Here is a 13,725-nt window from a genome sequence, read left to right on the forward strand (position 1 = left end):
TCTAGTTTGGGGTTGGGGTGCTCCGGACCGACCGTGCTCGAGCACGGCCAGCCGTCGCGGTTGGGTTGGGTGGATCAAGTTAAGTGAGGAGCGTCAAGCACTTCGTGCCAGAACACCCTTGTTCGTGTCTGAAAACGCGAATCGACCGGGAACGTGGGCGCGCGGACAAAACCGCTCTGGAATGCGGGTTTGCGAGTGGGAATTTGATCCCACCCTTTTTCGAGCGGGAACAGAGGGAGGAGGGAGGCTATTACTTGAACAGAGTTGTGTTCCCACATTCCCACTCTCGTAATTCAAATGGGAACGCTGCAACCCGCGTCGTTGCTGGCCTGTTCCCACGTTCCCACTGTTCCCGCTGAAAACAGTCAGCAAGGTGATATCTACTGAGAGATTCATGCTTGACTCTCTCCCTCGGCATCCAGGCGCTCGGGGTCGATGACGTAGAACCGGGCATTGCCTCCGCCTGGCGTGCGATAGCGTTTCGTGCGCCGGGAGGTGCGCGCCTCTTCATCCACCTTGGCGAGTGCATTGGCTTCCACCAGAGCGCGCAGGATCCGCTCCTTGCCGTAGCCGGCCGCCGCCTCGAGCAGCGCGGGCGCGTTGAACAGGTACAGCCGGCGATCGTCGATCAGCTCGTAGAAGCCGGCCCGATCGCGCACGGTCGAGGCAGCGTGCTCGGCGTGGATCCAGGAGAAGCGACTGTCGCCGTGCAGGGCGATGAAATCGCCGATACCGCGCAGGATCTGGCGCTCCTCGGCGTTGCCATCACCCATCCTGGCGAGCCATTCGCCGAACAGTTGGCGGCAAGCGTTGCCCGCTGCGCCGATTGGCCAGCCCAGCAGCCCGCGCTCGGCCGCCAGTTCGCCGGCCAGGGCGAGCACGGCGAAGCGATCTGCCACCCGGCCGGCATGGGAGCTTTCCGTGCGGAAGGTGGCGCGGACCTGGCGAAAGCGCTCGAGTAAGTCTTCAGGGGTCTTGAGCAGGCTTTCCACGAACGCCGGCCCCAGGTGGCCGTAGTCCTGGCCGACGGCATCGGTCAGCCGCCGGTGGAATTCCTGGCCGGTGAGGCCGTGCACGTCGTCGAACGCCCGGAAGGGGCGAGTGCCGGCGTTCACGTCCACCATGCGCAGCTCCGCGCCGGCGTGGGCGCCGTTGCCGGCAATGGCAGCATGCTCTGACAGCGAGCGCTCGCCGCTGGACAGCGCCAGGACGCGCCAGGTCAGCTTGGCGCGGCCCTCGCGCTCGCGGGTCATGGTGCTCTTGCCCATGCCGTTGGCGATGGCGTAGGCCATCTCCTGGACGCGCTTGGGGTCGGCCCGCTTGATCTCGTCCAGGATCAGCACCGTGTCGTTGCGCGACGCCGCCTCGATCTCCACGCCGCCCTTGGACACGTCCCAGGACGCGGCAAAGGTGCCTGGGTTGCCCCAGACTGACGCCGCGAGCAGCTGCGCCAGCGACTTGCCGCTCGAGGAATCGCCGACCAGGTGGATGCCACCGCCGTTGATGCCCAGTTTGGCCAGCAGCGGCCCGGCCAATGCGCAGCACACGGACAGGATCAGCACCGGATTGCCCAAGCAGTATGGCGCGATCTGCGCTTGCTAGTTTGCCAGGGTGCCCTTGCTGGTGAAGAGGTTCACCGCCCGGCCGGAATCCTGATAGCGCACGTTGTCGCCGCCGATTACTCGCGATGGCAGGACGAAGGCGCCGGATTCGTGCCAGCCGGGCTTGGTGGTGGTAGCGATCACCCGTGCCGGCGCGTGGTAGCTGGCCAGGTACGGCGCGACGTGGCGGCGCTGGTGGTACTCGATGGCCAGGCCTTGGCGCATGAGCGCCTTGAGCACCTCGTCGGCCTTGCCGGCCAGGCCTTCCATGGGCATGACCCACTCAATGCGCTTGCCGCGATAGCGGAAGCTGAGCAAGCGGCCAATGCTGCCGTCCTCGGTGTTCACCGTCTCGGCGTCGACGTGCAGCGGCGAGCAGATCCAGTAGTCGAAGGGAACCGGCTTGTCTTCCGGGCCGGTGTGCTTGACGCCGTGGTACCAGGTGCCTTCGCGGAATTGCTTGCCTTCCTTGAAGACGGGGCGGTCGTACACGGCAAAGCACGGCCGATCCAAGGTGTCACGGTCCGGCGCCTTGGGTTCACCGACCAGGCTCAGGCCAGTTTTCGCTTCGGGCGTACTCATGCCGGCACCTCCCAGCGTCCGCTCTGCCAGAGGTGCAGGTCGTTGAAGTCGGATAGCTCGGCCGGACCGTCATAGGGCCAATCGGGGAAGACCACCAGCGCCTCCGCCGCGGCGGCCGCCCGGTTCGCCGCGGCGCGGCCGGGATTGCCCAAGGTGAGGCGGTCGTCGTCGCCGGCGATCACCAGTTCGACGCGGCGGCCGAAGCGTTCCCGCATGGCCAGGGCCACCGGCTTGAGGTTGCCGGCGTTGAGCGCGCAGACCACCGGCGCGCCGGTGTGATGGTGCAGGGTGGCGCCGGTGGCCCAGCCTTCGCAGATGTACAGCCGGGCGCCGTCCTGGACCTTGCCCAGCGGGCAGTAGCAGCCCTGGACGCGCCCCCCGGCCAGAAAGCGCTTGTTGCCCTGGCCATCGATGATTTGTAGGTAGACCAGGCGGCCGCCCAAGACCAGGGGCACCGCCAGCCGGCCGTGGGAGATCTGGCGCAGCCCGAACGGTTCGACCTGCTTCGCCTGCAGGTAGGTGTGCAGCCGATCCACCGGCTTGCCATGCTGCCAGAGCAAGGCCGCCTGGCGCGCTGCAGCGGTCTGCTTGTCGTGCAGCTGCGCCTCAGCGTCGCGCTGTTGCTGCTCGAGGCGTTGGCGGGTGGCTAGGGCGTCGGCCGAGGGTTGGCCATCCCCCCTGGCGAGCGCTTCGAATAGGCCCAGACCGAGGCGTTGATCAATCTCCCGTGCCGCGTCGCCCTGGCGGCAGCCGCGCAGGTAGGCCAGCAGCGACACCAGGTCGCCGCCGTGGGCGGCGCTGTCGGCGAAGTCGTTCCACTTACCGCTGTCCAGGGAGACGCCGAAGGAACCGGCCTGGCGGTCGCCCCGGGCGGCGTTAGGCGCAACCCACTCGCGGCCCTGGCGACTGCCTTTCGGCAGCCACTCGGGAAGCAGGGTGGTGGCGTTGGCCAGGGCGTGGAGCGCGGCCTGGCGGATCAGGTCGGGAATGCGACTCTCAGCCATGAGGCACCTCCCCATGCAGGCCGACGGTGCGCGCTGCCTTGTAGAGATCCGTGGCATCGGCCAGCAGGATCTGGACCACCTCGGCGACGTTGAGCAGGTCCTGGCTGGCGGCGTCCTTGGTGGTCATGCAGGTGAGGCTATCGACCAGGCCATAGGCAGCGGTGAGGCGGTGCTCGGCGCAGTCCACCAACGCGGCAAAGCCCGGGGAGGTATCCACCAGCAGGACCGAGGCATAGGTCGGGTTGAGGGTCAGCGGAATGAGCTTATTCATGGCCGGCCCCCGTCTGCACCATAGCCAGGAGCAGGCGCAGCAGCGACAGCGGCACCTGGCGGATATGGAGCTGGCCGGCCTGCTCGGCGGCATGGACCTCGGCGCGCAACTGGTTAGCGACGCCGGGCTGATGGTTGAGGGCGTCGACGGCATCGAGCATGGCCTCGAGGGCAGGGCGCGACGGCGACTGGCCGGCCGGGTTGGCCAACGCGGTCAGCAGCTGGTGGAGGGCATCGATGGAATCAGCCATGGCGCACCTCCAGGACGGCGGTGGCCACCGGGGTGACGGCGGTAGGCGTCGTGGGGCGAAGGGCGAGGGTGGTGTCGGTAGCGGCAGTCGGCGCGAGGCTGGCCTCGAGGGCGCGAGCGCGCTGCATGTGGTGGTTGTAACGGGCGAGACGGGTGGAAAGGCTGGAGTTTGCGTGCAGGGCAGCTAAGGCCATGGCCTTGTGTGCGGCGACGCGGATGCAACGGGGGGACGGATTGAGGGCGTGCGAACGCTTCATAGGGTGTAGCTCCTGTGCTGAGGAGCTGTCACCGCTCGCGGCCAAGCGAGGAATGGCGACAGCTGTACGCGGGTTGGCCGACCGGGGCACAAGGATCCCGGCACACCCGAAGGTGTCCCGCGCACAGCTGCCATAACTCGGAACGGCAGACACAAAAAAAGCGCCTGCAGTAAAGGTCTGGGCGCCTGTGCGCCATGTGCTTGTCGACCGGCCAAGGTCGATCACGGAATTTGCCGTGACGCCACGACTATAGGCTGTCTTCGGAAGGCTTGGCAAGGCTTGAGCGGGCTTTACCTGTAACAGGTCGTGCAGCCCAACAGCGCTGGTCACGCGGGGCGAACGGCTGAAAACACCCAGGGCTGTGGTAGCCTTGCGGGTGCGAATTGATTGGTTCTGAGCCCTGGCAGCGTTGGCGCGCTTGCCGGGGCTTTGTCTTTTCTGAGACATGCAAAACTCCTCTCCGCCGAGCAAGCCCGGCGGCGTATGCGTATGGATTCAGGAAGGGAAGCGGGGGTGGATCAGCAGTCGGTCAGGATGACAGGGGTGTCGGCGCTGGTCTGGTTGAAGATCAGGGCGCCGCCTGGCAGGCCATTGGCCGTGTGCTGAGCGCCGTTGGAAGCGCTGGACACGTTCAGCTCGATCTTGGCACCCACACGGCTCGGGCCGAGGCGGCGGAAGGTCTGCTCGCCAGGCTTGCGCGCCGCGTCCAGGAGGGCGCTTTCGATGCTGGCGAGGTCTTCCACGGCGAAGGTGATGGACTGGTTGTCGATGGTCAGGGTGCAGCGGTTCATGGTGGATCTCCGAGGGTAGGGGACTGCTAGGCCTAGGGAGCAGCGCTGATGAGCTTTCGCTCGGCGAGACGGTCGGCGATCCACTGATCGATTTCCGCTTCCAGCCACGCGACGCTGCTCCGGCCGATGGGGACCGGCTCCGGGAAGATGCCGGCACGAATGTCGGCATAGATCGCAGCCCGGCTTTTGCCGGTCTTGAGTTCCACCTCGCGGCGCCGCAGCAGGCGATTGCCCAGGTTGATGCGCTCGATGGGGCGGAATGCGCTCTGTGCCGGCTTGCTCATGCACGTTGCTCCCTGGCAGCGATACGGCCTTCGATCCAGGCCTGGACCTCGCCAAGGACGAAGCCTACGGGGGCGTTGCGGGCACCGCTGTCGCTGAGCTTGACCGGCTTGGGGAAGGTCGGGTCAGTCTTCATCAGGCGATGCGCCGTGGTGCGGGAAAGGCAGGTCAAGACGAGCAGCTCGGGCATACGCACAAATCGCAGCGATTCCTGGCTGAGGCTGACGGGTTGTTTGTTGGAGTTCGCGCTCACGCTGCACCTCTCTCGACCTGGCCGGGGCAATTCGATCCGGGATCCTGTTCCAGGTCGGCCGATGCCGCTCGGCGGAGGGCGCTTGGCGCGTAGGGAAGGGTGACGTCAGGGTTTGGCTGACTGGATGGACTGAGGCGATGGGTGATCTCGTCGATACCCAGGAAGGTCGCGCCGCACACCGGATTCCGGCAGATAAGGAAAGTGCGCGACAGCAGCAGGTGTTTGCTCGTCGAGCTGCGCTTCACCAGGGACGCGCCGCAGTCAGGGCACCGGCGCCGGGGCGTGGTGTTGCGGTTGGATTTGGGAGTGTTTGTCATGGTTGGCACGCCTTGGTTTCTGGACGTGCCAAGCTTCCCTTGGACTACTGAGGAACGATATGCGGCGGACTTGTAGCAAACGCTGCTACAAGTATTTGGTAGGGCGGGAGTGGTTTGCTGGGGGATGGCGAGGATCATTCGGCACCTCCCTGACAGCGAGATTCCAGCCAGCGGGCGACGTCCTGCTCGCGATAGCGCACCAGGCGCCCGACTTTGAGGAACGGCAGGTCATGGCGGCCAGTGCTGCGCCAGGTGGCCAGCGTGCGAAGGGAGACGCCCAGCGCTTGGGCTGCGCGACGGGGCGTCCAGAGGTCAGCGCAATGCGCCGTAGGTGAGGGATGATGCATCTTCGTCTCCGTAATGCGTTCTCGATGCCGGAGCGAAGAGTGCTGGGTTACGGCGCCTGACCGGCTTTTTTTCCGAATTCCGAATTCGGAAAATCAGGGGTGCAGGTGCCTGAGCGCTGCGCTCAGCGTTTTGCTGAATCCATCGCTTTTCAGTTCGTAGTTGTGCTCAGCCGCTATACGCGCAAGCTCTTTCGAGATGGTCGAGCAGTTGGGTTTATCGCCACACGAAAGCCCTCTCTTCCGATTTCCCACCTTCTCGAGTTGATCGAGCTTGTCACCCAACTCTGCAATCAGGTGGGCAGCGAAGCCAATTGTTCTGAGTAGTGGCTCCGGGCGCTTGGGCGCAGCGGTTGTGCTTGGCCGTACGTTACTTGTCTCTCGGCGATTAGTAATGGGATAAGCCATCCACGGCGCGGGACTGTTGATGAAAGGAATATCTTCTGAGCTGTCCTCGTCTGGCGACTTGAGGAGGTTCAAGTTGCAGATGCACGGGGGCAGCTGTGGTTGGTTAGGCAGAGTTGCTGCAAGCTGCTCCAGGTCAGTGATGTGGATGAAGAAGTCATAGTGACCTTCCTTCAGGCTGATGGGCTTTCCATCTTCACCGACTCTGTAGCAGCCACCGACGGTTATTACTCCACTATCCAGCGGATTGATTTGAACAGTAATGCCAATAGGCTGTTGATGTCCTGCCCTGCAGTTGATGGCGAAAATTTGATAATGGGTAATTGGTACAGGCCCTTCGAAATGAACTATATATTCCGATTTTTCTAGAAAAACAGGTACCGGTGACTCGACATAGCGCGCGAAGAATGGTGGCAGCTTCTTCATTCTTTCTTCGTCGTAAACGATACTGAAAACACCTAGGTCTGCGTCATCGGTTGGCCAATAGTGTGCCCGGACTATGTTGTTGGTCGCAGCCCTATCAATGGCGTCTTCGTCAAACTTTCGTCCGGTTTTATCCGATAGGTAAGCGGCGGCCTCTGAATAGTTGAGCCACTCTTTGGATTCATAAGATGACATTGAGATTATCCTTTGGCTTGAAAGTCGACCGTAACGACGTTGCCTTTTTCAAGTTTGTCCAAATGATCCGCATACCACTGCATCATCACTCGCCGCTGATCGAGGTAAATGGCCTTGTTATAAAGGCCCGCAACGCCCTGCTCGGCATGAGCGAGTTGCGCCTCAACATGCTCGCGAGGAAAACCGTGCTCTCGAAGAGTCGTCGATGCGATGTGGCGGAAGCCGTGGCCTGTCTGCCTGCCCTCGTAGCCCATGCGCCGGAGGGCCATGTTGAAGGCCATGTTGCTCCGAGGCTTCTTGCGGTCGTTGCGACCTGGGAAGAGAAGGGGATAGTGCCCATTCAGCTCCTGTATTCCCTTCAGCAGCTCGAGCGCCTGGCGCGACAGGGGAACCAGGTGATCGCGACGCTTCTTCATGCGAGCCGCAGGGATGTTCCAAATCGCCGCCTCGAGATCGAACTCAGCCCATGGCGCTTCCCGTAGCTCGCTCGGCCGCACACCCGTCAGCATCAGCAGCTTCAGGCCGAGGCGGATGTCATGCGCATGGGGATAGGCGCCCATTGCTCGCAGCAGCTCGGGCAGCTCTTCCTGGGAGACGTGGGCATAGTTCTCGGCCGGCTTGGTCTGCAGGAACCTATGCAGTCCTTCGAGAGGGTTGTGGGTGGCCCGCCCGGTGACCCTGGCAAGGTCGTAGATCTCCTTGCAGAAGCGGCGCACGTTGCCCATCTGGTCAATGATGCCTTTGCGCTCCATGCCCCGCAGGAACTCCATCCACTCGATGGGCATGATCTCAGTGAAGGGGCGCGGGCCGAAGACGGGGAAAACGTGCAACTCGAGGGCGCCGATGATCCGTCGGGCGGTGCCGTCCTCCCAGCGTGGCTTGCGTGCGTCGTACCACTCACGCGCCAGCTTCTCGAAGGTGTTGGTGGCGGCCAGTGCCTCGGCGGCCTTGCGCTCGCGCTTAGTCAGCATCGGGCTCTTGCCGGTGGCTGCCTCGGCTTTCAACTCGGCGGCCTTGGCGCGGGCGGCGGCGGCACTCACGGCAGGGTAGGCGCCCAGGCCGAGCCAGGACCATTTGCCGTCCGGCTTCTTGTAGCGAAGCTCCCAGCTTTTCTGGCCGTTGGGTTTGACGCGGAAGTAGAGGCCGTTGCCATCCTGCTCGCGGTAGACGGCGGCTTCAGGCTCAAGGCCAGAGAGGGTTGTGTCGGAAAGGGGGCGACGCTTGATGTCTTGGCGTTTCATTCCTTGTATGCCTTTGGTTCGAATTTTCCCGAGGCATACACATTGGCATACACGGTGGGTTGGAATGACCAGAGACTACATGGAACCACCAGAAACAACAAAGCCCGCACTGGGCGGGCTTTTGAGGGGGTTTCTGGTACTGCTTGGGACTACCAGAAACAAGGCAATGGTCGGAGCGACTGGATTCGAACCAGCGACCTTCTCGTCCCGAACGAGACGCGCTACCAAGCTGCGCTACGCTCCGTAATGGATGGCGCGCATTCTACCTAAAACTCATGCAAGCACAAGGGGTTAGGTAAAAAAATCGCGCCGGGCAGGAATCAGAGCTCCTTGATGGTGCGAACCTGGTCCTTGTTGATGCGGGTCGGCTTGCCGTCGAGCTGCTTGAACGTATAGAAACCCGAGTCGTCATCGTACTTCGGCGTGTCGGTGGCCTGGATCTCGCGGCCATCGTTGAGGGTGATGACGCTGGGGGTGGAGCAGCCGGCGAGCAGGGCGCTGGCGACGACCAGCAGGGCGGCGGGGAGCAGGTGCTTGTTCATGTGACGGTCTCCTTTCTTGGCAACCAAGCGGGCTTAGGACCGCGGGTGCGGGGCCGAGTTCGTCCCGGAACCGCTGGGTCACGCCCTCTGGCCTAATGGTTCGCCGGGTTCAAACCCTGTTTTCCAAGGCCGCGGGATCGTTGAAGTTGGCCAGGCGGATATCGTATTCGGCGAACTCCACGGCGGTCAGGCCCAGTGGCAGCAGGGCGCCACGCGGACTGCGTTCGCCGTCCGCCCAGGCCTGGCGCAAGGCGGGCAACAGGCGCCGGGGCAGGGCGCTGAACAGCGGTTGCCAGTAGCCACCCTGACGCGCCATCACCGGGCCCGCGCTCGCCTGGGCCGCAGCGAGCAGCTGCAGGGCGAGAGCGGCATCGATTCGCGGCGCATCGCAGGGCAGCAGCAGCACCCAGTCATGCCGCGCCACGGCGAGTCCGGCGAGGATGCCGGCCAGAGGACCGGGAAAGTCCGGTTGCTCATCGGCCACCAGCTGGTCGGCCCACAGGGCATAACGCGGCGCATTGCGGTTGCAGGAGATGACCAGGTCATCGGTCAGTGCCCGCACCGCGGCCTGCACCTGGGCCACCAGCGGCTGACCCTGCCATTCCACCAGGCCCTTGTCGCGCCCGCCCATGCGCTGGCCGCGACCGCCGGCCAGGATGAGGATGGAGGAGGGGAGCAGTGGCATGCAGGAGGCCTTGGGCTTGCGGACGCGGAAGCGGGTATCCATCCTAGCCCGGTTTCACCGCTGGCGGCTGACCAGAGCGGGCTTTATCGGGGCGGGACGGCTGGGCTAGACTCGAGCGCGTCCCGTGCAAAGGGGCGTGCTAGACACCTTTGATCCCTGCCGCGCGGTGGCGGGGAGTCCCTGCCCAGAAGGAGTTTGCAAAAGATGAAGACGATGCTGCTTTCCGCCTTGGCCCTGGCCGCCTTGCCCGCCTTTGGCGCCGGCGGTGGTGAACCCCCTGCGATCAAGGTCACCTTTGGCCAGCCGACCGTTCGGCAGAAGCTGTTCTACGAGAAGCTCTACGAGAAGAAGCCCTATCCCGACGCCACCCTCTACTACTACAGCAATGGCGTCTACAAGATCATCTCGCCCGGCGAAGAGCACTATGGCGTCTACGTGGTGCACGGCAAGCTGACCGACGACCAGTACCAGGTGGATTTCATCTCCCTGCCCTCCGCGGACTGGGGCGGCAATACGGCCCGGCACTTCCTCACGTTCGATCGCAAGGCCGGCACCTTCACCCAGCAGGCGACCTGGGAAGAGGACCCGAACATCGCCCCGCAATACGGTCGCTTCAGTCAGGATGCCAACGACATCGCCGATCCGCGTCCCATCAAGTGGGAGACTCACGCCGAAGGCGAGCAACGCCAGCGCTAGGTCAGGACAGCGGCGCCCGCTCGGTTGAAGGGGCGTCGGCTTTTCCTCTAGGCTGTGACGATGCAGCCTTTTCGGACCTTCACCTCGACCAGGGTCGACAGCGACCCTCACTGTCGGAGCGGCCACCTTCCGGTCGCTGCCAGTCCAATGCTCGCTCCATGCGGGAAACCCGCTGCCCGTCCAGCGGTCTTCCGCTGCACCCTTTCCTTCGCACTCTTCGGAAATCCAACCAGATGAGCCACAAAGCCGAGGCGGTTTTCGTACCGCTGAACATCGCTGTCCTGACGGTCAGTGACACCCGCACCTTCGAGACCGATACCTCGGGTCAGCTGTTCGTCGACCGCCTGGAGGCTGCCGGCCATTTCCTCGCCGACCGCGTGCTGCTCAAGGATGACCTCTACAAGATCCGCGCCCAGGTCGCCCACTGGATCGCCGAAGACCAGGTGCAGGTGGTGCTGATCACCGGGGGCACCGGCTTCACCGGGCGCGACAGCACCCCGGAGGCCGTCGCCTGCCTGCTGGACAAGCAGGTGGATGGCTTCGGCGAGCTGTTCCGCCAGATCTCCGTGGCCGACATCGGCACCTCCACCGTGCAGTCCCGGGCGCTGGCCGGCCTCGCTAATGGCACCCTGGTCTGCTGCCTGCCGGGTTCGACCAACGCCTGCCGTACCGCCTGGGACGGCATCCTCGCCGAACAGCTGGACAACCGTCATCGCCCCTGCAACTTCGTGTCGCATCTCAAGCAGGCCGAGCCCTGCGGGCCGCGCGGATGAGCCTGCTGGCGCTGGAAGAGGCCCTGGCCCGGCTGCTGGCCCTGGCGGCCGAAGACGGTCCCTTGCCCCATGAGCAGGTGGCGTTGGAAAACGCCGACGGGCGCATCCTGGCCGCGCCCCTGGTGGCCGACCTGGATCTCCCGCCGTGGGACAACAGTGCCATGGACGGCTATGCCCTACGCCTGGACGACTGGCAGGGCGAGCCGCTGCGGGTCTCCCAGCGCATCTTCGCCGGCCAGGCACCGGCGCCCCTGGAGCCGGGCACCTGCGCGCGCATCTTCACCGGCGCGCCCGTCCCGGCGGGTGCCGACTGCGTGGAGATGCAGGAGAACACCGAGGTGCTGGACGAGGGTCGGGTGCGCTTCGTCGAGCAGCTGCGGCCGGGGCGCAACATCCGTCGCCGCGGCAACGAAGTCCGGGTGGGTGACGAGGTGCTGTCGGCCGGTACTGCTCTGGGTCCGGCGGAGCTGGGGGTCGCCGCGTCCCTCGGGCGTGCCCAGCTGAACGTCTTTCGCCGCCTCAAGGTCGCGGTGCTGTCCACCGGCGATGAACTCGTGGCGCCCGGACAGCCGCTCGGTCCGGGGCAGATCTACAACAGCAATCGCGCCCTGCTCATCAGCTGGCTGCGGCGGCTGGGTTGCGAGGTGTCGGACCAGGGCATCCTGCCGGACGATCTCGCCGAGACCCGCAGGCGGCTGGGCGCGCTGCAGGCCGATCTGATCCTTTCCACGGGCGGTGTCTCCGTGGGTGAGGCCGACTATCTGGGCCAGGCCCTGCGCGAAGAAGGCGAGCTGACCCTGTGGAAGCTGGCGCTCAAGCCGGGCAAGCCACTCACCTGTGGACGCTTTCGTGGTATCCCGCTGATCGGCCTGCCCGGCAATCCGGCATCCACCCTGGTGACCTTCGGCCTGCTGGCACGGCCCTATCTGCTGCGCCGGGCCGGCAAGATCGACGTGGCACCGCTGAGCGTCGAAGTGCCGGCGGGGTTCGACTGGCCGCGTGCCGGTGCGCGCCGCGAATACCAGCGGGCGCGGCTGGAAGATGGCCGGGCGGTACCCCACCGCAACCAGGGCTCCAATGTGCTGCAGACGGCGGCCTGGGCCCATGGCCTGGTGGAGATCCGTGAGGATCGTACCTTCGCCGTCGGTGATCCGGTGCGCTTCATCCCGTTGGCCGAATTGCTCAAGGCCTAGCCAACCGGCGGTCAGGACTGAACGTGGCCGTTGGGCCACAGTCCTAGTCTCCAGATTCGCTCGCCGGGCGCTGCCCGGTACCTGACGCGGCATCTCGCCGCGCAGCGCCAACCTTGGACGACAGACATGACGACGACAGGCACCCTGGCTGACGCAGCCCTGGTCATTCTCAATGGCAAGGAAACCGGTAACGAGGACGTGCGGGAGGCCATTCTCGAACGGCGTGCCGCCGGTCATCGCATCGATGTACGGGTGACCTGGGAAGAAGACGATGCCGCGCGCTTCGTCGAGCAGGCGACCCGCGAAGGCTATGGCACCCTGGTAGCGGCCGGTGGCGACGGTACCCTGCGCGCCGTGGCCGAAGCCATGGCGCAGAATCACAGCCAGGCACGCCTCGGCCTGCTGCCGCTGGGCACCGCCAACGACTTCGCCCGGGCGGCGGGTGTGCCGGTGGATCCTGCGGCGGCCCTGGCGCTGCTGGATGGCCCGACCAGTGCCATCGATCTGGTCGAAGCTGAAGGCCAGCTGTTTCTCAACATGGCCACCGGCGGCTTCGGCTCCCAGGTCACGGCCAATACCCCCGGCGAACTCAAGCGCCTGCTGGGTGGCGCGGCCTACTTCCTCACCGGCCTGACCCGCTTTGCCGAGGTGCACTCGGCCCATGGCCGCTTCCGCGGTCCCGGCTTCGAGTGGGAGGGTGAATTCCTTGCCCTGGGCATCGGCAACGGTCGCCAGGCCGGCGGTGGCCACGTGCTCTGTCCCACCGCCGTGGTCAACGATGGCCTGCTCGACGTGGGCATCCTGCCAGCGTCCCAGGACGTGCTGGGCACCCTGGGCGAATTCCTCAGCAAGGGCTTCAGCACCGAAGAGATGTTTATCCGCGCGCGGCTGCCCTGGGTGGAGCTGGAAGCCGCCGAAGGTCTGGACATGAACCTCGACGGTGAACCGGTCAAGCGAGACCGGGTGAGATTCGAGGTACGTCCGGGTATCCTGCAGGTCTGTCTACCGGTGGACTCGCCCCTGCTGGGCGCGACCGCCGGCTCCCTGGCCGAACCTGCGGCGACGTCCTGAGAGGGGGCCTGCGGAGGTTACATTGGAGCTACTGATAAATGCGGGCATCGTGCTGGCCACCGTGGCGGGCATGGAAGCCTTCGCCTGGTGGTCGCACAAGTACATCATGCACGGCTGGGGATGGGGCTGGCATGAGTCCCACCACCGCGCACGGACGGGCTGGTTCGAGAAGAACGATCTCTATGCGGTCGTCTTCGCCGGCCTGGCCATCCTGTTGATCGCCCTGGGTAATGCCGGCTACTGGCGCCTGCAGTGGATAGGGGCCGGCATGACCCTCTACGGCCTGCTGTACTTCATCGCCCACGATGGCCTGGTGCATCAGCGCTGGCCCTTCCGCTACATCCCGCGCACCGGCTATCTGAAACGGCTCTATCAGGCGCATCGCATGCACCATGCGGTGGACGGCAAGGACGGCTGCGTGTCCTTCGGGTTCCTGTTGGCACCGACCACCCAGCAGCTCAAGCAGCAGTTGCGCGAGATACACGGCGGCGCCCTGGATTCCTCACGCGAACGCAAGGCCCGGGATCAGGCGCAGGAAGAAGTGGACTAG

Annotated in this window: 18 protein-coding genes, 1 tRNA gene and 1 pseudogene; 5 read left to right on the forward strand and 15 right to left on the reverse strand. The window is 64.9% G+C overall.

Going from position 1 to position 13,725, the window contains the following annotated elements:
• Window positions 1–392: 392 nt before the first annotated feature.
• From GSQ95_RS09915 to mobA, 15 genes and pseudogenes are all read right to left on the reverse strand, one after another.
• A pseudogene (locus GSQ95_RS09915) lies at window positions 393–2,183 on the reverse strand (DUF927 domain-containing protein).
• Complete coding sequence (locus GSQ95_RS09920) at window positions 2,180–3,187, reverse strand: toprim domain-containing protein (protein WP_158896130.1); 1,008 nt, start codon at window positions 3,185–3,187, stop codon at window positions 2,180–2,182. Before GSQ95_RS09920 ends, GSQ95_RS09915 begins: the two are co-directional and overlap by 4 nt.
• Window positions 3,180–3,458, reverse strand: a complete 279-nt coding sequence (locus GSQ95_RS09925; protein ID WP_158896128.1) for a hypothetical protein — start codon at window positions 3,456–3,458, stop codon at window positions 3,180–3,182. Before GSQ95_RS09925 ends, GSQ95_RS09920 begins: the two co-directional genes overlap by 8 nt.
• Complete coding sequence (locus GSQ95_RS09930) at window positions 3,451–3,708, reverse strand: hypothetical protein (protein ID WP_158896126.1); 258 nt, start codon at window positions 3,706–3,708, stop codon at window positions 3,451–3,453. The genes GSQ95_RS09925 and GSQ95_RS09930 overlap by 8 nt, the downstream gene beginning before the upstream one ends.
• A complete protein-coding gene (locus tag GSQ95_RS09935) occupies window positions 3,701–3,964 on the reverse strand; it encodes a hypothetical protein (protein ID WP_158896124.1) in 264 nt (87 codons plus the stop codon). Before GSQ95_RS09935 ends, GSQ95_RS09930 begins: the two co-directional genes overlap by 8 nt.
• Before the next feature lie 518 nt (window positions 3,965–4,482).
• Window positions 4,483–4,755, reverse strand: a complete 273-nt coding sequence (locus GSQ95_RS09940; protein ID WP_093249407.1) for a hypothetical protein — start codon at window positions 4,753–4,755, stop codon at window positions 4,483–4,485.
• A gap of 32 nt (window positions 4,756–4,787) precedes the next feature.
• Window positions 4,788–5,039: an AlpA family transcriptional regulator gene (locus GSQ95_RS09945; protein WP_093249402.1), complete on the reverse strand. Its 252-nt coding sequence runs from the start codon at window positions 5,037–5,039 to the stop codon at window positions 4,788–4,790.
• On the reverse strand, window positions 5,036–5,290 hold the full coding sequence (locus GSQ95_RS09950; RefSeq protein ID WP_256664540.1) for an AlpA family transcriptional regulator: 255 nt from the start codon (window positions 5,288–5,290) through the stop codon (window positions 5,036–5,038). The genes GSQ95_RS09945 and GSQ95_RS09950 overlap by 4 nt, the downstream gene beginning before the upstream one ends.
• Window positions 5,287–5,607: an ogr/Delta-like zinc finger family protein gene (locus GSQ95_RS09955; RefSeq protein ID WP_158896122.1), complete on the reverse strand. Its 321-nt coding sequence runs from the start codon at window positions 5,605–5,607 to the stop codon at window positions 5,287–5,289. Before GSQ95_RS09955 ends, GSQ95_RS09950 begins: the two co-directional genes overlap by 4 nt.
• 134 nt (window positions 5,608–5,741) lie before the next feature.
• Window positions 5,742–5,954: a helix-turn-helix domain-containing protein gene (locus tag GSQ95_RS09960; protein WP_158896120.1), complete on the reverse strand. Its 213-nt coding sequence runs from the start codon at window positions 5,952–5,954 to the stop codon at window positions 5,742–5,744.
• 93 nt (window positions 5,955–6,047) lie between these two features.
• Window positions 6,048–6,974: a hypothetical protein gene (locus GSQ95_RS09965; RefSeq protein WP_158896118.1), complete on the reverse strand. Its 927-nt coding sequence runs from the start codon at window positions 6,972–6,974 to the stop codon at window positions 6,048–6,050.
• A gap of 5 nt (window positions 6,975–6,979) precedes the next feature.
• The gene (locus tag GSQ95_RS09970; RefSeq protein WP_158896116.1) at window positions 6,980–8,215 is read right to left on the reverse strand and encodes a tyrosine-type recombinase/integrase; all 1,236 of its coding nucleotides are present in this window, start codon (window positions 8,213–8,215) and stop codon (window positions 6,980–6,982) included.
• A gap of 167 nt (window positions 8,216–8,382) precedes the next feature.
• Window positions 8,383–8,459: transfer RNA gene (locus GSQ95_RS09975), tRNA-Pro, on the reverse strand.
• A gap of 76 nt (window positions 8,460–8,535) precedes the next feature.
• Window positions 8,536–8,757: a YgdI/YgdR family lipoprotein gene (locus tag GSQ95_RS09980; protein WP_059314378.1), complete on the reverse strand. Its 222-nt coding sequence runs from the start codon at window positions 8,755–8,757 to the stop codon at window positions 8,536–8,538.
• Window positions 8,758–8,866: 109 nt separating this feature from the next.
• Window positions 8,867–9,442, reverse strand: a complete 576-nt coding sequence (gene mobA / locus GSQ95_RS09985) for a molybdenum cofactor guanylyltransferase MobA (protein WP_158896114.1) — start codon at window positions 9,440–9,442, stop codon at window positions 8,867–8,869.
• 204 nt (window positions 9,443–9,646) lie between these two features.
• Here mobA and GSQ95_RS09990 point away from each other — a divergent pair, with 204 nt between their 5' ends.
• The 5 genes from GSQ95_RS09990 (at window position 9,647) to GSQ95_RS10010 (ending at window position 13,725) form a co-directional block, all read left to right on the forward strand.
• Window positions 9,647–10,138, forward strand: coding sequence for a hypothetical protein (locus tag GSQ95_RS09990; RefSeq protein WP_158896112.1), 492 nt, complete (start codon window positions 9,647–9,649; stop codon window positions 10,136–10,138).
• A gap of 233 nt (window positions 10,139–10,371) precedes the next feature.
• Complete coding sequence (gene moaB / locus GSQ95_RS09995) at window positions 10,372–10,911, forward strand: molybdenum cofactor biosynthesis protein B (RefSeq protein ID WP_158896110.1); 540 nt, start codon at window positions 10,372–10,374, stop codon at window positions 10,909–10,911.
• The gene (glp, locus tag GSQ95_RS10000; protein ID WP_158896108.1) at window positions 10,908–12,104 is read left to right on the forward strand and encodes a gephyrin-like molybdotransferase Glp; all 1,197 of its coding nucleotides are present in this window, start codon (window positions 10,908–10,910) and stop codon (window positions 12,102–12,104) included. The genes moaB and glp overlap by 4 nt, the downstream gene beginning before the upstream one ends.
• 126 nt (window positions 12,105–12,230) lie before the next feature.
• Complete coding sequence (gene yegS, locus GSQ95_RS10005) at window positions 12,231–13,175, forward strand: lipid kinase YegS (RefSeq protein WP_158896106.1); 945 nt, start codon at window positions 12,231–12,233, stop codon at window positions 13,173–13,175.
• A 22-nt stretch (window positions 13,176–13,197) separates the two neighbouring features.
• Entirely contained in the window at window positions 13,198–13,725 is a 528-nt protein-coding gene (locus GSQ95_RS10010; protein WP_158896104.1) for a sterol desaturase family protein, read from the forward strand.

The organism is Pseudomonas sp. BAV 4579 (assembly GCF_009765395.1).
GTDB classification, from domain to species: Bacteria; Pseudomonadota; Gammaproteobacteria; order Pseudomonadales; family Pseudomonadaceae; genus Chryseomonas; species Chryseomonas aestiva.